This window comes from Psychrobacter immobilis (assembly GCF_904846185.1).
Taxonomy (GTDB): domain Bacteria; phylum Pseudomonadota; class Gammaproteobacteria; order Pseudomonadales; family Moraxellaceae; genus Psychrobacter; species Psychrobacter immobilis_B.
The window spans coordinates 61,906-81,258 of sequence record NZ_CAJGZQ010000015.1 but is presented as its reverse complement, the minus strand read 5'-3'; the positions used below and the strand labels follow the sequence as shown (position 1 = coordinate 81,258).

Annotated in this window: 15 protein-coding genes, 4 pseudogenes and 1 other annotated feature; of the genes and pseudogenes, 14 read left to right on the top strand and 5 right to left on the bottom strand. The window is 40.9% G+C overall.

What is annotated here, in order from left to right; translation table 11 throughout:
• The first annotated feature begins 3 nt into the window (after positions 1-3).
• The 4 genes and pseudogenes from JMW94_RS09535 (at position 4) to JMW94_RS09520 (ending at position 5,232) form a co-directional block, all read left to right on the top strand.
• Complete coding sequence (locus tag JMW94_RS09535) at positions 4-2,085, top strand: hydantoinase/oxoprolinase family protein (RefSeq protein WP_201604175.1); 2,082 nt, start codon at positions 4-6, stop codon at positions 2,083-2,085.
• 168 nt (positions 2,086-2,253) lie between these two features.
• Positions 2,254-3,318, top strand: a complete 1,065-nt coding sequence (locus JMW94_RS09530) for an AraC family transcriptional regulator (protein WP_201604173.1) — start codon at positions 2,254-2,256, stop codon at positions 3,316-3,318.
• An 85-nt stretch (positions 3,319-3,403) separates the two neighbouring features.
• A pseudogene (rhuM, locus tag JMW94_RS15120) lies at positions 3,404-4,392 on the top strand (RhuM family protein).
• Positions 4,393-4,488: 96 nt separating this feature from the next.
• Positions 4,489-5,232, top strand: a complete 744-nt coding sequence (locus JMW94_RS09520) for a zinc-dependent peptidase (RefSeq protein WP_201581327.1) — start codon at positions 4,489-4,491, stop codon at positions 5,230-5,232.
• 150 nt (positions 5,233-5,382) lie between these two features.
• Here the strand turns inward: JMW94_RS09520 and JMW94_RS09515 are convergent, their stop codons facing one another.
• Positions 5,383-6,048, bottom strand: a complete 666-nt coding sequence (locus tag JMW94_RS09515) for a hypothetical protein (RefSeq protein ID WP_201604171.1) — start codon at positions 6,046-6,048, stop codon at positions 5,383-5,385.
• Between the two features lie 223 nt (positions 6,049-6,271).
• Here JMW94_RS09515 and JMW94_RS09510 point away from each other — a divergent pair, with 223 nt between their 5' ends.
• The 3 genes and pseudogenes from JMW94_RS09510 to JMW94_RS09500 form a co-directional block, all read left to right on the top strand.
• Complete coding sequence (locus JMW94_RS09510; RefSeq protein WP_201604169.1) at positions 6,272-6,757, top strand: hypothetical protein; 486 nt, start codon at positions 6,272-6,274, stop codon at positions 6,755-6,757.
• A 1,286-nt stretch (positions 6,758-8,043) separates the two neighbouring features.
• Entirely contained in the window at positions 8,044-9,312 is a 1,269-nt protein-coding gene (locus JMW94_RS09505) for a tyrosine-type recombinase/integrase (RefSeq protein WP_045455641.1), read from the top strand.
• Positions 9,313-9,367: 55 nt separating this feature from the next.
• Positions 9,368-9,795: pseudogene (locus JMW94_RS09500) on the top strand (transposase); the annotation flags it as partial.
• Positions 9,643-9,759 (top strand) — a sequence feature (AL1L pseudoknot). (Overlaps the previous pseudogene by 117 nt.)
• 237 nt (positions 9,796-10,032) lie before the next feature.
• Here JMW94_RS09500 and JMW94_RS09495 read toward each other — a convergent pair.
• Both JMW94_RS09495 and JMW94_RS09490 read right to left on the bottom strand, forming a co-directional pair.
• Positions 10,033-10,731: an LrgB family protein gene (locus JMW94_RS09495; protein ID WP_068406601.1), complete on the bottom strand. Its 699-nt coding sequence runs from the start codon at positions 10,729-10,731 to the stop codon at positions 10,033-10,035.
• Positions 10,732-10,740: 9 nt separating this feature from the next.
• Positions 10,741-11,232, bottom strand: coding sequence for a CidA/LrgA family protein (locus JMW94_RS09490; protein ID WP_191689822.1), 492 nt, complete (start codon positions 11,230-11,232; stop codon positions 10,741-10,743).
• 135 nt (positions 11,233-11,367) lie between these two features.
• Here JMW94_RS09490 and JMW94_RS09485 point away from each other — a divergent pair, with 135 nt between their 5' ends.
• The 4 genes and pseudogenes from JMW94_RS09485 to JMW94_RS14875 all read left to right on the top strand — a co-directional run bounded on the left by JMW94_RS09485 (position 11,368) and on the right by JMW94_RS14875 (position 13,371).
• A complete protein-coding gene (locus tag JMW94_RS09485; protein ID WP_201604167.1) occupies positions 11,368-12,258 on the top strand; it encodes a LysR family transcriptional regulator in 891 nt (296 codons plus the stop codon).
• Between the two features lie 9 nt (positions 12,259-12,267).
• A pseudogene (locus JMW94_RS09480) lies at positions 12,268-12,456 on the top strand (integrase core domain-containing protein); the annotation flags it as partial.
• A gap of 71 nt (positions 12,457-12,527) precedes the next feature.
• A complete protein-coding gene (locus tag JMW94_RS14880) occupies positions 12,528-12,878 on the top strand; it encodes an IS630 transposase-related protein (RefSeq protein WP_087814226.1) in 351 nt (116 codons plus the stop codon).
• Entirely contained in the window at positions 12,829-13,371 is a 543-nt protein-coding gene (locus JMW94_RS14875) for an IS630 family transposase (protein WP_413786193.1), read from the top strand. The genes JMW94_RS14880 and JMW94_RS14875 overlap by 50 nt, the downstream gene beginning before the upstream one ends.
• Positions 13,372-13,561: 190 nt before the next feature.
• On the opposite strand, the gene JMW94_RS09470 is transcribed toward JMW94_RS14875, so the two are convergent.
• Entirely contained in the window at positions 13,562-14,491 is a 930-nt protein-coding gene (locus JMW94_RS09470) for a LysR family transcriptional regulator (protein WP_087814224.1), read from the bottom strand.
• 158 nt (positions 14,492-14,649) lie between these two features.
• Here JMW94_RS09470 and JMW94_RS09465 point away from each other — a divergent pair, with 158 nt between their 5' ends.
• The 3 genes from JMW94_RS09465 to JMW94_RS09455 are packed head-to-tail and all read left to right on the top strand — an operon-like array spanning position 14,650 to position 16,949.
• The gene (locus JMW94_RS09465; protein WP_201604165.1) at positions 14,650-15,102 is read left to right on the top strand and encodes a DoxX family protein; all 453 of its coding nucleotides are present in this window, start codon (positions 14,650-14,652) and stop codon (positions 15,100-15,102) included.
• A gap of 58 nt (positions 15,103-15,160) precedes the next feature.
• A complete protein-coding gene (locus tag JMW94_RS09460) occupies positions 15,161-16,108 on the top strand; it encodes a glutathione S-transferase family protein (RefSeq protein ID WP_087815447.1) in 948 nt (315 codons plus the stop codon).
• A gap of 22 nt (positions 16,109-16,130) precedes the next feature.
• The gene (locus JMW94_RS09455; RefSeq protein ID WP_087815445.1) at positions 16,131-16,949 is read left to right on the top strand and encodes a DODA-type extradiol aromatic ring-opening family dioxygenase; all 819 of its coding nucleotides are present in this window, start codon (positions 16,131-16,133) and stop codon (positions 16,947-16,949) included.
• A 917-nt stretch (positions 16,950-17,866) separates the two neighbouring features.
• Here the strand turns inward: JMW94_RS09455 and JMW94_RS09450 are convergent.
• Positions 17,867-18,857: pseudogene (locus JMW94_RS09450) on the bottom strand (IS3 family transposase); the annotation flags it as partial.
• Positions 18,858-19,353 lie beyond the last annotated feature (496 nt).

Below are 19,353 nucleotides of genomic sequence, written 5' to 3'. Positions count from 1 at the left end.
CTTATGAAAAATGATTTCCGTATTGGAGTCGATGCTGGTGGGACGTTCACTGACTTTGTACTGGCTGAAAAAAGTGGCCATGTACATCTGTTCAAAGCACCTTCTACTCCCGAAGATGGCACCTTAGCTATTGCCAACGGGTTACAGCAAATAGCCACGCAGTTTGACCGTCCTATTGAAGAGATTATTCAAGCCTGCGACCTATGCATCAACGGTACGACCGTGGCGCTCAACGCCTTGATTCAGATGAAAGGCGTGAAGGTCGGGCTATTATGTACTAAGGGCCATGAGGACAGTATCGAGATACGTTTAGGTCATAAAGAAGAAGGGCATCGCTATGATGCTAGCTATCCGCCAGCACCGCAAATTGCTACCCGTGATCGTCGCTTTCCTATCCGTGGTCGTATCTTAGCTGATGGCACTGAACACGAGCCGCTAAATGAGCAAGACGTACTCGATGCAATCAAATCACTTAAGGAAAAAGACGTTCAAGCAGTTGCTATCTCCTTCGTCTGGTCTATTCGTAATACTCAGCATGAGCAGCGCGCTAAAGAGCTTGTTGAGCAGCATATGCCAGGGGTGTTCGTCTGCTGTGGTAGTGATGTATATCCACAGATTAAGGAATACACTCGCACTTCAACGACGCTAGTGAATGCCTACCTAAGCCCAGTCATGGCATCTTATGTCCATAAAATTGACGACTACTTTAAGGCATTAGGCGCTGAGCAGCCCGTACGTTATTTCCAGTCTAATGGCGGGCTTGCAGTTGGTAGTATCATGCGAGAGCGTGCGGTAAATGCCATTAACTCAGGCCCCGCATCGGCACCGCAAGCAGGCCTTTATATTGCTAGTCCTTTTGGAATTAATGATATTATCACGGTTGATATGGGCGGTACTTCTTTTGACATCACTATGGCTAAATCAGGCAGAACCAGCCTCAACCGCGATATTGATTTCTTACGTAATCGTATTGGTGTGCCTATGATTCATGTAGAAACATTAGGCGCTGGTGGGGGTTCAATTGGGCATGTTAATACCTTTGGTATGTTAGAGGTCGGTCCTCAGAGTGCTGGCGCGACGCCTGGACCGGCATGTTATGGTAAAGGTGGTGACTTGCCAACCGTCACAGATGCAAACTTAGTATTGGGCTATCTACAGCCGAATGCGGTATTAGGCGGTAGTGTGACCTTAGACAAAGACAAAGCCGTACAAGCGGTGCAAACACACATCGCTGATCCGCTAAACATCGAGTTAGATCACGCCGCATTTGGTATCAGTGCTATCGTTAACCAAAACATGTCTAATGCCATTCGTCGTATTACTATCGAGAAAGGCTATGATCCTCGGGATTTTGCGCTAGTATGCGCAGGCGGCGCAGCTGGCATGCATATTATTGCTCTGGCTGAAGAGATGGGGATTGGGACTATTTTAATACCGAAAATCGCATCTTGTCTCTGTGCTTTTGGTCAAATTATCTCTGATATCAAGTATAACTACTTAGCGACACAGATGATGATTCTAGCGCCAGATGTAGAGTTGCAATCACTCAATGCCAAGCTACAAGAACTTGAAGAGCAGGGTGTACAAAAGCTGCTAGAAGATGGCTTTACAGATAAAGATATCAGCATCGAACGTACCATGGAGATGCGCTACGTTGGTCAGGTGCATGAATGTAACGTGCTTATACCGAATGGTAAGCTCGATGCTGAAAGTGTCAGCACCATCTTAGAGTTGTTCCATCATCGCCATCGTGAGCTTTATACTTATGATGAGCGTGATAGTCACGTCGAGCTGGTCAACATTGAGGTATCGGTAATTGGTAAAATCAGTAAGCCAAAACTACCGAGCCTTATACCGCAGCAAGGGGATATCAGTAATGCTAAAACGGGTAGCCGCGAGATGCTGTTTGATCAGTCCTATCACTGGATTGATACGCCTATCTATGACGGTGAGAAATTCGGTGCTGGTGCATTGGTCACAGGCCCTGCGCTTATCCAAGAGCCAACCACTACTGTGGTCATTAAAAATGGCTGGCAAGCAGAGCTGCATGAGACTGGCACTTATAAGCTGACTCGAGCAGCATAAAGCAAGTCTATAAAAGCAGGTTATAAAGAAAAACCAACTCAAGGCTTCAGGCATTAAAGAGTACTTAATGCCTGAAGCCTTTTTTATTTTATGATATAAAAGAGGATTATTGATGAATAACTGATAGGATATCAGTACAGTTGTATACCATATATTGAGTGTTCAAGGATGAATGCAAATCAAAAGCCAAATCTTTATCAAAATACTTCTCATCAAACCTTGCTAGCAGATAAGACAAAAGACATCGCTGCACATGATTTATCAATGAATAAAAATCTTCTAAGCCCCTCAGGGTTAGAGATGCCAGCAACGGAGCGCATGCAAACCTTAGGTGCCTTCGATTGGAAACATACCATCAACGAGACTTATTTTGATCTTGATGTTAGTTTTCGGCAACCGAATAAGTTTTCTGGTTTTTTGCAACATGCTAAACTTCTAGAGATAGGTATTTCGCACTATCATGCTAATACTGTGCACTATAATCGCGGCAGACAGAGCTCTGGCTATATTGATGACAGTATTTTAATTACTTTTCCTATGACAGGCGACGTCCGTTTTACCCAAAAAGGACGGCAGCTGACCTCTAAACCCGGTCAATTTTTTATTGAACTGTCCAGCTTACCTTATGAGTTCTATCATCTGCACGAAGCATCACTGTATGTGATCAAAGTGCCGCTCGCATTACTCACTACGCAAATGGGCACCATAGAGCGACAGTTTGCACGCAGCTTAACTGTTGATGAAGGTGCTGGCAGGTTGCTAGTATTTCAAATTGGTCAAATACTGGCGCTTATTCATAACAATCAGCTGGGTGACTTGGAGATAAAAATACTAGAGCAGCAGCTGCTTAATCTTATTGTATTGACATTGAGTGCCCCGAAAGAGGTGATGATGAGTTGCAGCTCGTCCATACAGTCGGTGCACCTAAAGCGCATCGAGAATTACGTTTATTTGCATCTAGAAAACTCCGCTTTAACTCCAGCGATGGTCGCTGCTGCTTGTCATATATCTGTCAGATACTTGCATAAACTGTTTTCTAAGTTGCCCTATAGCTTTTCAGAATGGGTCAAGGAATTGCGTTTAAAGCAGGCCAATCACATTTTAAAAACCAAAAGCTACGTGACTATAGATGAGGTCGCTCATAGAGTAGGCTATGCCGATCAAGGTTATTTTTCACGCATTTATAAGCAGCATTTTGGTTATTCGCCGCGAGATACACCAGGCACAGTATAGTCATTGTTATGTACTCTGTCATGCAGTCACCGTATAATTTATGAATTGAGCATAAGTGCGTATATTAAGTTAAGGAAAGACCAAGATGACTGATACTACAAATCATAAAACAGCAAAAGTAGAGATATATGAAAGCGCTGATGGAAAAGCGCAGGTAGACGTACGTTTTGGACAGGATACGGTCTGGCTGTCACAATCACAAATGACAGAGTTGTTTGGTCGTGACCAATCAGTGATTTCGCGTCATATTGCCAATGCCATAAACGATGAAGAGATCGCTGAGAAAAGCAATATGCAAAAAATGCATATTGCAAATTCTGACCGCCCTGTGACTTTTTATGACTTAGATGTAGTTATCTCAGTAGGGTATCGCATCAAATCTCCCCAAGGTGTGCAGTTTAGACGCTGGGCAACCCAGCGCGTGAATACTTAGTTCAAGGCTATACGCTCAATCAAGAGCGTTTTGATAAAAACTCAAGCGAACTACAACAAGCATTAAATTTAATTAGGAAAACCGCGCAAAGTCCCGAGCTGAAAACCGATGAAGGACGCGGCTTGCTTGAGATTATCAGCCGTTATACACAGACATTTTTATGGTTACAGCGCTATGATGAAGGCTTGCTTGATAATCCTTCAGGGGAGGATGGCGGTATCTTACCCAGTCCGACTGAGGCGATGGCAGCGCTGACGGATTTAAAAGCGCAGCTGATAAATAGAGGTGAAGCGACTGAACTATTTGCCAAGCCTCGCGGTGATGGGTTGGACAGCGTACTGGGTAATTTACAGCAAACCGTCTTTGGTGAGCCTGCATACCCGACCATCGAGAGTAAAGCGGCGCATCTGCTGTACTTTATGGTCAAAAATCATCCTTTTACCGATGGTAATAAACGCAGCGGCGCTTTTTTGTTTGTAGATTTTTTGCATCGTAATAATCGACTACTGAATGATAGAGGTGACATGGTCATCAATAATACAGGGCTTGCGGCATTAACCTTACTGGTCGCTGAATCTGATCCCAACCAAAAAGAAACCTTGATTAAATTGATTATGAATATGCTGTCGTTAGAATCTTGATAAACAGGCTTATTGTCAGCACCACTTAACCCCATAAAACACATAACGCCAATAATAAAAAGCACAGTCTAACAACAAAATTAAAGGAACTTCAATATGTTTAGCATGATAAAAGACTGGCGCGAGCAGCGCATATTGGACAACAGCGAGTTTACCCATGCTGACTGGCTGCAAGCGGCTCAGCGTATTGTCATACTTGATCGGTTAAATGAGGACGAGCTAACACGCTTGTTTGAGCTGGCGACGTTATTTTTGGCGGATAAGTCAATCACGGGCGCACAAGGTTTTGAGATTAGCGATACGGTGCGGCAATCCATCGCCTTGCAAGCTTGCTTGCCTATCTTAAACCTTAGCCTTGAGTGGTATGCTGGCTGGTCAGCCATTATCATTTATCCTGGTTCCTACAAGAGCGAAACCACCACTGTCGATGAGCTGGGCATTGTCCATGAGGGCAGTCAGCACCGTAGCGGCGAAGCATGGCTGCGTGGCCCCGTTATTCTGTCGTGGAAGGATGCCAAACACTCAGGGGAGCGCGATGGTCATAACGTGGTCATTCATGAGTTTGTGCATAAGCTTGATATGTTAAATGGTCGTGCCAACGGCTTTCCACCACTGCAAGCGGATATGGATCCTGCGCGCTGGACTGAAATTATGACACGAGATTTTGAGGATTTTCAAAGCCATCATAAATCAGGTCTTGATCGTTATGGCGCGACCAATCCAGCGGAGTTTTTTGCAGTGCTCAGTGAGGTATTTTTTGAGACGCCGCAAAAGCTGGTCGATGCTTACCCTGATATTTACGACATAATGATGAAGTTTTTTCGCCAAACACCACTTTAATCAAAATCATTAATAGTCGCTATTAATGTTCGACAATGAATATATAGACATGAAAAAGCAATGAAAAAGGGCAGTGCATGGGTTTCATGACACTGCCCTTTTTTTGGATTATTTTTCCTTTAAGTCTATGTTTTTATAGATAAAAACTATTTAAGTTGTCCATTGCTCATTCACAATAGCGACCAAATAGCGTTTACCTTCATACTCTTCAAACACTAAACGCATGATGCGCCAATCCATACCAGCGTATTCCTCCGAGCCTTTATGATAAAACTCGACAACCTCTGAATTGGGATAAATTTTCTTTAGATTATTAATCATATTCCCACTGTGTTGGAACTCATTAATACTGATACTGGCATTGTTAAATTTGCTAGCCTCAATCCACGTGTCTAAATATGTAGGTAGTGGCGTGACGAGTAGATCGCCCGTACCGTCTTTTTCACCCCAAGTAAAACGAATTTTAGACTGTTGCAAATATTGGGCGAATTGTTCACGGTTAAAGACTTTATCTGTCTCAGGACGCACATAGGCATACATCGAAAAACGGACGCCACGGGTTGGATGAATATCATTGGTGATGCGAGCGAAGTCTTTATTTGCAAGCGCGCGCTGAATACGTAAGGCTTGCTGCTTAATGGTTTGCTGACTGATATCGGAGACAACGGGCGTTGATGAATGGCCGTTAGATTGATTTGGAGTGACTATATTGGATTCAGCAGAAGATTGACAGCCAGTTGCTGCTAGCGCCAAAGCCAATGCGCCGCCAACGGTTAATTTAGATGAACGGTCTTTGAAAGTAGATAATAGGGTCATAAAGCATCCTTATCGCAGTGGTTATCGAAATATACGTTATTGTGAATATAGTTGGGCAAATTTCACAAGATTACTGAGCAAAAAGTTATTATTTAAAAGTTACTAAGTAATAGATCGTTCTTAGTAGATAAACCGGAATGATACGATAATACAGCAGAGTCATAATATGGTTATGATGTAATGGTTTATAACACTTATATTATTAAAGCTCGTAGAGAACGCTATGCCAACACATTATTCACTGACGCTGCTAGCTATGGGACTGATAGCAACCAATTCTGCTATAGCTGATATAGCAGAGTCAACTCAGACTTATGCAGCCATAAAAATAGCGACCATTAGCAACATGTATCAGCAAGATGTCAGCAATCAAGGCATGGATAATCCGGTCGTATTGCAACAGTATGCCGACCCAGATCTACAAGCCGCGATGCAGATTGAACAGGATTATTTTGATAAAGAGCAAATATCTTGTCATGTTGATTATGATATATTGTGGGATTCGCAAGATCCTGATTATACCCAAGACAAGCAGTTTTCGATGACTGACCAAGGATTGGTGCAAGTGAGTTTGGCACATGGCAGCAATGTTTATTATGAGTTGTCATGTAATGGTACCGGTGACGATGCTAATTGCCGAGTGGCAGATGTGATTTTAGATGAAGATGGCAAGTCTTTGCGCAAGCATTTACTAGAAACCTGTCGCTAGCCAATGCTGAGCATTATTTTTATTAATACCTAAATATAAAAAGCTATAAACCCTCAATAAAAATCACAGAAACAATCATGAGAGCTTATAAATGGCACTGTATAAGACTATGAGCCTAACTTCTAAAGCATTGGTTTGTTTTCGCATAATGTATATTATGTTAAATAAGCAATACCTGATAGTAAATTCATGGAATTATAATCAAACGGTAAATTATTAATCTGATTGATAATTTCTTGACCAAAATATGTACCACCTATCAAATAAATACTGTAATCACTCCTAACGTAACTACTAGCTGATATGTCTTGAAGGTTTAATACGCGGAGCCCTAATTGAGCTTAGTATATTAGATCAAGTCGCTAATAACCTCTTTGCATGTATTTCACAAACCTATGTGTTGTAGATACAGTAATTCTACCATTCATTCAAAGTTAATCTGTTCGATGAACTTGTTCCGACTATGGTTAATATGCTTATTACCTTCACCATGCATAGCTAGCCCTTTGCGTAGTCTCTTATTCTTAATCATCTGGCTCTTTGGTACGAATGCTTTTGCAATACGTTAGGCATATAAAGATATCACTACCTATAGATTATTAGCTTAGCTCAAAAATCATAACTCTTTTGGTTATCTGTTAATTCATATCCGTTCTAATAGCGCAGGTATGATCTTACAATGCTCCTACTTAGCCTGTCTGCAAGTCTGGTTTAGAACTACCTTATAGTGGCAAATATCATGACCAACTAAGCTGTAATACTTTTTGCTTTAAGTTATCAACCCCCCCCCCTTCACTATGCGTAATATAATTTCATCTAAAGCACTAATTTGACAACCGCCAAATTTGCACAGAACAGTACTATGCCCCTAATTTTTATATTCTGTGCACGTACAGGAGCATGGTTTTTGTCGAAAATATGTGCAATCAAATGCTAGGCAAAGCATCCATCTTATATTAACCTCAATTATTTGACCAAAATAACCATTAAAATAACCTAAAGCTCAATAAACGCATAGCCTACTCTTCCTTCAGTCGTTATACTATAATCATCCCCAACCTTCACTTGGAGGTAATTGTACCTAAAATACTTAATTTTAAAGGGTTTTATGTCTTAATAGATTAATAACCGTGTCCATTTCAGTGTCCAATAACTATCTATATTTTCCAAAAGATACTTTTTCAGAATTTATAAAGTATGTGCAAAGATTATTCTAAATCTCAGTATAGAGTTAATAGATTAACATTCACAATTTACCTTGCTTATAAAGCTTACGGATGTGCATTATGGCTGTCGACAATTTAAATGATATTAATATACTTGAATGCCGAGATAAAGATTACTCGGTTAGTGTCTCAGGTATTGCGGGCCTAAGTATTCGTATTTATCCAAATGGTAAAAAAGAATATTACTTGAGGTACGCTCATCCGCATATCGATGGTAAGCGTCCTAGAATGATGCTAGGTAAGGTCGAAGAAATCAGTCTATATGAAGCTAAGCATAAAGCAGAAAGTATACTTAAGATGGTCGCACAAGGCTCTGACCCTAAAGCTATCCATAAAAAAGAACAAGTCAATAAGTATGCTCATCTAAAGAACGCCACATTTTCTGAAATTACACAAGCGTGGCGAGACCACAAAACATCAAGTCGTAATCGTAGCAATTCTAGAAAGCGTGCGTTTAGTGAATCTACCCTTAAATTTTGGGATTTATGTCTAGGATATATGTGTCGCGAGATTGGCGACTTAAGAATGAACGATATCACGAGCGAGATGATATTAAGTGTGTGTGAGGCGATTCAGAATAATGAAAATCAAGCAACCTTCGTTGGTGCAAGCACTCGGCTTTATACTGAAAAAGTCTTCTCATTCGCTGTTGCAAGAGGATTATGCGATAGAAACATAGCTATTGATACGCGTGGCGAGCTCGCACCTGCCAGCTCAGGCAACCATTTACCAGCCATCACTAAGCCTGATCAGTTTGCCACTCTCCTAAACGATATGTCTAATTTTGAAGGTGCAAGTAAGATTACATTGGAAGCAATGAACTTATTACCATATGTTTTTGTGCGTAGTATCGATTTGCGGTCTATGCGATGGCAAGATATAGATTGGGATAACAAGCTATGGGAGTTTTCTCCTACTAAAGGCGAAGGTCGTGAGGATATGGTATCGCACTTAGTTGTACCTCTAGCCACTCAGGTTATTGAACGCTTACGAAGAATAAAAGCAATTACAGGTCATAAAGAATATGTGTTTGCATCGATGCGTGCCTCAAGCAATAGCTATATTAGTAAAGCGACTCTAGTACAGATATTCCATAGGCTTGGATACAAAGATGTTCAGTGTGCTCATGGATTTCGAGCATCGGCCAAAACATTGCTTATGGAACAATCTGAACTACGTTACTCAGATATTGTGACTGAGCTGCAATTAGGACATCGAATAAAGGATACGCATGGTGGCGCTTATAACCGATTGGATGAAATCGATACTCGAATACTCATGATGCAAGATTGGGCTGACTATATAGATAAGCTGCGAGACTCTGTATGAAAACTTGAACCGCCCCAGGATTGTCGGAGACCTAATATTCTGAGAGAATACGACAATGAAAAGACAAACCTATACTCCTGAGATTAAAGAACGCGCCGTTCGCATGCTGATTGAAGCGTCGGGCGATTACCCCTCCACATGGTCAGCTATTCAAGCCATTGCACCTAAGATTGGCTGCACGTCTGAAACCTTACGATCATGGCATAAAAAGCACATCGATCAAACTATTCCTGCCTCAGTGCAAGCCCAAAGCCAAGAGCAACGTATTAAAGAGCTTGAACGCGAGAATAAAGAGCTCAAGCAAGCCAATGAGATTATACGTAAGGCGGCTGCTTTTTTCGCCCAGGCGGAGCTCGACCGCTGACTAAAATCATGATTCAATTTATCGACGACAATAAACATCTTTATGGGGTCGAGCTGATCTGTCGAGTATTACCGATTGCCCCGTCAACTTATTATCGTGCTCAAGACTTAAGCGACAACCTGAACCGCCCCGACTATGTCGGAGCGGTTCAGTCATTTATTTTTATTTGATCTTAAATAAGATAAGTTAATAGGTTGAAATTTAAAAGGAATAAAGCTCATTACATTTAGTTAAAGTCGAATTAACTTTAGAAAGAAAACGGAAATTCATACGTTTTTTTATTGTTTATCTGTTAGTGATAATGGCTGTTATTATATCTATTCTTAATATGGATTAGGGTCTCTATATATATTTGCTTAAACTTGCCCGAATAACATTACGCCATGTATTAATGAAGGACCTAAGAATACCATAAACAATCCCGCTAAAATCATTGTTAAACTTGCTATAACGCCCTCATCCTCATTGCGCTGACTTGCCCGGGCTGTACCAAAACCGTGTGATGCATTACCAAATGCGATTCCATTTGCAAGATGGGAGCGAATACGAAAAAAAGTCAAGATCATATCCCCTAAAATCATTCCCACCATCCCTGTAATCAAAGTAAACAATGAGACTAAAGAGGAAGATCCGTGAATTTTTTCAGATAAGTCTAACGCAAATGGTGTCGATATTGAACGGGCCATCAAGCTATAGGTCAAGGTCTTATCAAAATGAAACAAACCAGCGAATATATATATGCTTAAGACCCCCACCACCATCCCGACAGTTATGGAAGCGGTCAAAGCCAAAGCATGTTGACGTATTAAACGACGATACTCATAAATAGGTATAGCAAACGCAACCGTTGCGGGGGCAAGTAGCTGCACAATCCAAGCTGTATCCTTCCAATAAGTATCATAAGAGATATTAAAAATAATCATTAATGAAAGCGTTACTACTGGAACCGTGATAGCAGGGTTTAGCCAAGATTTTCGATAGCGCACATAGACTACTCTAGCCATATAATAGGCAGCTAATGTCCAAATGAGACAAAGGATTGACCAAGTATTCATCGCAAATCCTCACGCATTATTATCATTTTTTAGGTTTAATTGGGCTTTATGAATCTGATGACGATACAATCTACGTTGCAAACGGCGCCCCATGATAAAGGTTAATGCTGAGCTTAACATCACCATCGCGGTACTCAAGATAATTGTCAGCATTAATTGCCAGCCCTTACTGATAAATAGCGCCTTGTATTGAAGTATTGACATCATAAGCGGGATAAACATTAATACTAATTCACCCAAAACAAATTTTGCCCCCAGTCTGACCCAGTTAACCTTGATAGCACCACTCATTAATAAGATCAGCATTAAAAATACTCCTAAGACGCCTGAGGATACGGGTAGATGCAATAACTCAACCAATATCGCAGCACAATACCAGACAGCTGCGATAATAGCGCATTGCATAAGGACATGAAGCCATGATTGGCGACAGAACTGTTGAAGTGTAAGTTTGTTTTCAGCTACAAAAGAGAGGAGTAAGCGAATATTAAGATTACGCATAATAGTTGTTGTTTGTTGATTAGAGACCACTTATTATAAGAACACTACAGTCATAAATTATGAATTATATTTTTATTTTTATTCCTAATTTCTATAATAAATTTCGTTCTCATTCCTAACTGTGGTTTATTATTTATGATAACTTTGAAACAATTACGCTGCTTTGTGACAGTTGTAAAAACAGGTGGGTTTCTTCAAGCCAGTATTCAACTCAATTTAACCCAACCCACCGTTACCAAATCCATTAGTAATCTTGAAGAATATTTAGGTGTAGCTCTGTTTGATAAGCCGTTGACTCATAGAAAAAAGCGGCTAGTTAATTTAACGGAAATTGGCGAATACCTCTATATTCAAGCAGTTGATATCTTACAAAAGGCAGATAATCTTGAACAAACAGTAGTAGATTATCAGCAATTAATAGGTGGTAAGTTGCGTCTGGGGATTTCACCGTTAGGCAGTGAAATACTAAGCAAAGCTATTTTTAACTTTTACCAAATGCATCCTAGTATAGAAACTTCACTTATCGAAGATGGTGCTGAGTCACTTAAGCAGGCCCTTCTAGAGGGGCAACTTGATGTGGCAACATTGATGAAGCCGATTGACGATGATTTTGACTACTTGTCGATATGTTGCTATCCAGTGGTGGTCGTAGCAAATAAAAACCGTATGGGTAAGCAAAAAACCAAGGTAACACTTAAGTCACTATCAAATGCCCCCCTAATTTTATTTACCTCCAATTCATCATTTACTCCGATGATTATAGAAAACTGTCAATCACTAGGTTTTGAACCTAATATTATTTGCCAAACCAATCAGTGGCACTTGCTTCTTGACATGGTAAAACAGGATATGGGCGTGACTCTTTTGCCTCAATATTATACTCAAAAGTTGGATTTAACAGGATTAGTCTGCTTGCCACTAACCCAACCTCAGTTAAAATGGGAGCTTGTCATGGCTTGGCGTCGTCATCGCTTGCTTACACCAAGTATGCGAGCTTGGCTTGATAACATAAGAAAAAATATATAACCAGGCCTTGATAATGCTTTGGCTGAAACAGGGCATAGGTTATACAAAACAGAGGTGATTGAATATTTAAAAGCAGGTTGGCAAGGTTTAGCGAATGTACAACTTGCGACATTGAATTGAGTAGATTGGTTCAATAAAAAGCGTATACACAGTGCATTGGGCTATGTATCGCCTTTTGAGTTTGAGAGCCTTTCCTAAAAAGTGTGTATAGTCTAATCCAAATAAAACCGATACAACCCTATTAACAATTGCATTTAATGAAATAAACGATGACTTATTCAATAGACTATCGCAAACAGGTACTTTCTAGCATCATTGATGGTATGACCATACGAGAAGCTACGCTATTTTATGGACTTAGCACCAGCACCATTCACAGCTGGCAGAAGAAATTAGCGCCTAAAACAACCAGAAATAAAGCACCGACTAAAATACCTGATGACGCATTGATTGAAGACGTAAAAAGATACCCAGATGATTATAACTATGAAAGAGCTCGTCGCTTGAACTGTAGTAAAACGGGCATCTTTAATGCTTTAAAGCGTCTTGGTATCAGTCAAAAAAAAGACCTTGGAACATCCAAAAGCGTGTCCGATAAAAAGAGCGATATTCCAGAGTAGGCTTGATCGCTTTACGCAGCAAGGCTATCCCATTGTCTATATGGATGAAAGCGGCTTTGAGGCTGAAACCATTCGTTCTCATGGCTATGCACCGATTGGTAAACCCTGTATCGATAGCTACAACTGGCAAGCTTCGAGACGTACGAATGTCATCGGAGCTCTCTATGAAAAAATGCTATTTGCGCTTGATTACGTTGAGCAGAATATCAATAGCACCATATTCTACGACTGGTGCAAACACACTTTAATTCCAAGTCTCAAGACTAAATGCGTGATTGTCATGGATAACGCTCGGTTTCATAAAAGCAAACGCATTCAAAAACTACTCAACAGACATGGCCATCGTATTTTATGGCTGCCGCCGTACAGCCCTGATCTAAACCCTATCGAGAAAAAATGGGCACAGGCTAAGTTTCTACGCCAAGGATGGATGGAGAATAATCTACCTAAACTGTTTCATGATATGGGCTGTATCGATTTTATAAAGACTTAACTATATTACCCAAAAGCTCGCTGAAACAAAGCGTCAGCAAAATAATATTATCAACATTATTAACCAACTTGATGCACATCATAAGGTTTTAAAAGATATAAAGATGCAAAATACGGGTCGTCTTTCTAAAGTTGAATGGGAAGAAAGAATAGCGGAGCAACTGTTAAAAAACGATAAATATGAATTAGTGTTAGTCAGCTCTTAAAAGTTTGGCTATACACTCATCCCAATAAGGCGGCGCCCCATAATAGTCTTCCATAAAATCTATAAAACACCTGACTTTGTGCGGTAGTAGTCTTCTATGGGCGTAGATGGTGTATAAACCCAAAGCCTCAGGTTCGATTTCCGGCAACAATACTACTAGCTTACCCCTACTAACGGCTTCGCTGACAATAAACGTCGGTTGCAATACCAAACCTGCACCTGCAATAGCGGCTTCCACCAATACATCGCCGTTATTACTCCGAAACTCGCTACCTTGCTTGAGGTATTTTGCTTTTAACAATTGGTATATTTCTTCCTTAGCGTCCATGTTCATATAGCTGTAGTGTAAATAGCGATGATTCACTAAATCTTCAGGTTTATCGAGTGTGCCATGCTTTTTCAAATATTCAGGCGACGCGCAGAGAACCACACGAATAGGGGCGACTTGCTTGGCAATAAGTGAGGAGCTTTTCAGCTTCCCGATACGCAAAGCGACATCAAACCCTTCCTCAACGATATCGACTTTACGATCAGTCAATTGTAGATCGACAGTCACCAAGGGATAACGCATCTGAAAATCAGTGATTAACTGTGCCATATGCCTTAGAGCAAATGAGACAGGCGCACTTATGCGCAACACGCCTTTAGGGTTCTGTTGTAAGCCACCCAATTGTGACTCCATGTCATCAATGCTAAGTAAAATCTGCTGCGCATGAGCGAAGTAATGATTACCAGCTTCGGTAAGGCTGACTTTACGAGTAGTACGATTAAGTAAACGACTGTTTAGCTGTTCTTCCAGCTTAGACACATACTTACTCACCAATTGCGGTGAAAGTTGCAAAGTATTTGCCGCCGTAGTAAAGCTGCCTTCGATCACCACTGCTACAAAGGCGCGCATCGCATCGATTCTATCCATGTTAACTCCTACTTATATTTAGCCATTAACGCTATTATCAATGATATGTTGTTAATCATCCAATATTATCTATCTTATTCTTTTGCTGCATTGATAGTAAAGTATATTTATTCCAACAGACTAAACAACTTTTAAAATAAATAATGAGGTAATCGTAAATGAAAACATCAATGATAAATAAAATTTTGCTATCTAAAGTTGGTACTGCTGCACTAATTCTACGTGTACCAGTAGGTTTGATTTTGGCAGCACATGGTGCTCAAAAAATATTTGGCTGGTTCAATGGCAACGGCTTGGCAGGAACTGCTCAATGGTTAGCTAGCTTGGGTATGGAACCTGGATATTTGATGGCTATATTGGCAGGGAGTGCGGAGTTCTTTGGTGGTCTTGCCTTAGTATTAGGGTTGCTAACTCGACCAGCTGCAATGGTCGCTGCATTCACTATGCTAGTCGCTATCTTCTCTGTTCACATCGGCAATGGCTTGTTCGCCTCTGACGGTGGTTATGAGTATGCCTTGGTTCTGATGGTGGCTTTGATTGCTTTAGCAGTACAAGGCGGCGGTTATCTTAGTATGGATAAGGCGTTGTCAGAAAAGCTAGGGCGTGTCTAATAACCATTAACTATAAACTAAAATTTAATGACTATTTAATAACTGGGAGTAAGCATCAATGTTAATCAATGGCAACTGGACTGAAAACTGGCAACCGGTACAAGCAGAAGACGAGCAAGGGCGTTTTATCCGTCAGACCTCATCATTTCGTAATTGGATTACCGCCGATGGACAACCAGGTCCGACTGGTATTGGTGGCTTTAAAGCAGAAAAAGGTCGCTATCATTTATACGTAGCATTAATCTGCCCTTGGGCCTCACGCACCTTAATGGCACGCGAACTAAAAGGTCTGCAAGATATGATCGATATTACCGTGGTCAATCCGCAGCTTGGCAATCAAGGCTGGCAGTTTGGTGGCTTTGACGGCGCTGAAAGTGATCCTATTAATCATGCCCAATTTGCTCATCAACTGTACACCAAAGCAGACCCTAATTTTACTGGGCGAGCAACCGTCCCAGTATTATGGGATAAAAAAACCAACACCATCGTTAATAATGAGTCCGCTGATATCTTGCGTATGCTCAACACTGCTTTTGCAGAACTCGTGCCAAATGACGTTGATTTGTTCCCAAAAGAGCTTGCTAATGATATCGAAGCCTTAAATTCGACTATATACGGCAATCTGAATAACGGAGTATACAAAGCAGGGTTTGCAACAACACAAGTGGCTTATGAAGAAGCTTATCAGCAAGTATTTGACACCTTAGATATGCTTGAGGCGCGTCTGAGAGATGGTCGCCACTATCTGTTTGGCGAGCAGCTGACGGAAACAGATATTCGCCTATTTGTGACTTTAGTACGTTTCGATGCCGCTTATCATGGATTATTTAAATGCAACCGTAACTTGATCAAAGACATGATTTCGCTCCATGCTTATATGCTACGAATCCTAGCGCTTGATGGGGTCAAAGAGACGATAAGCTTACAACATATCAAAGCAGGCTATTACTCTATAAAAGCGTTGAATCCCAATGGAATCGTGCCTATGGGTCCTTATAGTATTTAATAAAAATAAAGGGATGGTACTCATGAATCTTCAATCAACCACAGTAAAGCAGCCAGTATTTTTTATACCTCATGGTGCCGGGCCTTGCTTCTTTATGGATTGGCAGCCAGCGGACACTTGGGATCAAATGGCTGACTTTTTAATCAGTATCTCAAATCGTTTGTCAGAGCGTCCCAAAGCTATTTTGATCATCAGCGCCCATTGGCAAACGCGGGAGTTTAGTATAACGGCCAGCAAGCAACCTGAGCTGATTTATGATTACTACGGCTTCCCTGAGCATACTTATCAGCTGATTTATCCCGCACTTGGTGCACCAGTATTGGCTGAGCGGATTGGTCAGTTGCTTACCGATGCCGGTTTAAGCAATAGGCAGGACCATTCTAGGGGTTTTGATCATGGGGTGTTTATTCCCTTAAAGCTGATGTTCCCTGATGTGGATATTCCAGTGGTGCAGCTGTCCCTACGCAATGATCTAGACCCAAAAGCGCATATAAAAGCAGGTCAAGCGATTGCATCATTACGTGAAGAAGGCGTGTTGATCGTTGGCAGTGGCATGAGCTTTCATAATATGCGCGGCTATGGTGATACCAAATTTACGGCACCATCAGAGATATTTGACGAGTGGCTGACAACAACAGTTGCAGCAGATTCAGATGAGCGCTTTGCGGCGCTTTCTGACTGGTCGCAAGCACCTCATGCATTGGATTCTCATCTGTTAGGCGCAGAAGAGCATTTGTTACCTTTAATGGTTATTGCAGGCGCAGCAGGAACAGATAAGGGCGAAAAAATATACTCACAACAAATTATGAAAACTGAGATATCAGGCTTTCAGTTTGGCTAGGTTTATTGGGGGGGGATTACCTGTAGTGGTCAACTAATTTAGGACAACTGATAAGAGGTTTTGGTTAAAGTATCGCTTCTCTTTTTCTAGCGGTGACAAATAATTATTAAAACGATGCGGTCTGACGGTCTGATAATATCCCCAGATATAATCAGCAATGGCGGTTGATGTCTCAGCGGGGAGTTTCCCAAACTTTGTGTAACTGCTTATAATCCACCAACAGGAGAATAAGCAATGACAAACCAAAACGACATTAAAAAACTGGCCCAGCAGATGGCTGGTAGCATGAAAAGCTGAGAGCATCCTACATTTTGTGTAATTATTGATGAAAGCCACATAGCTGTTACACAGAATATAGGATGCTCTCTGATAAACCTATTTAAGGCAGACTCCCAGTTTCAAATGGACATCGATCACTGCTTTTTTGGTCAGTTAGATAATGTCTGCACGGCTAGACTTATCTACTTTGCAGACGCTGAAAACATTACTGTTGCATGATATTTTTTTGACAGATTCAGCCTTTAAATCTGCATTGTATATTCTGATTTTCTTAGTCATGATAAGCTTCTGTTAATATTCTTATTTTACCAAATTTACTTATACGGTTTCTTTTGCATAGCTCATAGGTGTCTCAGTTGAGATTCCCAACAGTTTAAATAAAGGTTGTTGTACTCAGGTTATGTCACATATTAAGGTTCATGAACCATTTATTTTTCTATTAACTATAGGCTATTGTTTTTACTAGACAATCATCTTTTTTAAACTATGAACCTAAATTTAGGTAGCCATAAGTTAAACTAAGGGTACCATACAATAAGTTCATGGGATTATAATTATATGATAAATCCCTATAAAGATTGGTTGATGATTGATTAATTCTCATACCTACTAACTATTCATAAAGTCATCTTCATCAACATCCTCGTTTGATTGTAGTACAACTCGATATATCTAATGATATTGGTAATAGCGGCAAACCTTGTTTTATAGTCTTGGTAATATACTAGTTCGTTCTTCAATATGCCCCAGAAGCTTTCTATGGGTGCGTTGTCAAAGCAGTTACCTTTAGCGCTCATTGAGCTTGTAAAGTGAGGCTGCTTGATGATCTTATGGTACGCGTGGCTACATACTGGCTGCCTATTTTAGAGTGAACGACTAGCCCTTTACTGGGTCGTTTGTTCTTGATGGCCATGTTCAATACTTTGCATACTAGATCTGCTGTCATGCGTTTGATGATGGCGTAACCGACAAGCTCTTTAATGTATAAGTCTTTAACGCCTGCTAAATACAGCCAACCCTCATTTGTCCAGATATAGGTGATGTCATGGCCTTGCTCGGTGAGTGTTGCATGCAAACGTTCATAACCATAACGTTCTTTACTTTCACTGTGAGCGGCTTTAACTAGTAGCTCACAATGGTTGCGATGTATCTGCTGCTCGCTGATATCGCGACTACTCCAGTCGTAATAGCTTGATGGTTTGACGCTTAACACACGGCACATAGAGACGATACTAAAGACCTGTCTATTAGTTTTTATAAAGGCGTACTTTACTAGCTGTGCTTGGCAAAGTACGCCGTCGCCTCACTCGAGCATAGCTCTCCCCTTGCGTCGGGGCGAAGCAATGCTCCGCTTTATCCCTCCTCATTTAATATCTCTCGCTCTTCTTCAGCAACTTTAAGTTGTCGCTTGAGCTACTTTATTTCTTGAATAGCTGCCATAAGATCAGGTTCATATTGCTGAGTGCTGATAAGCTTGCCTTGATTGGCTTTATTGTGCCAATTAGATAAGGTCTGCATGGCGATGTCAAGCTGCTTTGCGGTCGCTGAGATATTGCCATTATTGTCTGCTATCTTCTTGACTGCCTCGGCTTTAAATTCGTCACAGTAGGTTCTTACTTTCTTGGTCATGATAAACTCCGATTAATACGCTTAGTTTACCAAATTTACCTCTACGGTTTCTTCAGCATAGCTCAAACCATTTTTTAGTAGTCATGGTGTTTAGTCGCACGCCTTCGCCTTTGACGTATATCATCCTAAGCACATATTAGGCATCAGCATCACCTTGATTAGCTTCGCGTTGAACTTGGCTAAAATCAGTAACCATAGCTGACACAGACAGCATCGCTGCTGCTAAAAAAGGATATATTTACGTGTTAAAGAGGTTTTAGGGAGGGTCATAGCAGATTTCTATAGATAGTTTTTTGGAACTTAAACTTATGTATTATTCTCATGATAGCAGAGCTATTTTCGAGCACTCGAACCGATGACTTTTTTTGCATGAAAACCATTTAACGTAACATCTCTAGGAAGAAGCTCAGTCTGCTAGTGAGGACTTGAGTCTTAGGCTATGCATTTATGGATTTATATCAAAAACAGTTTAGGGCGTGTCTTCAATTCAATCGAT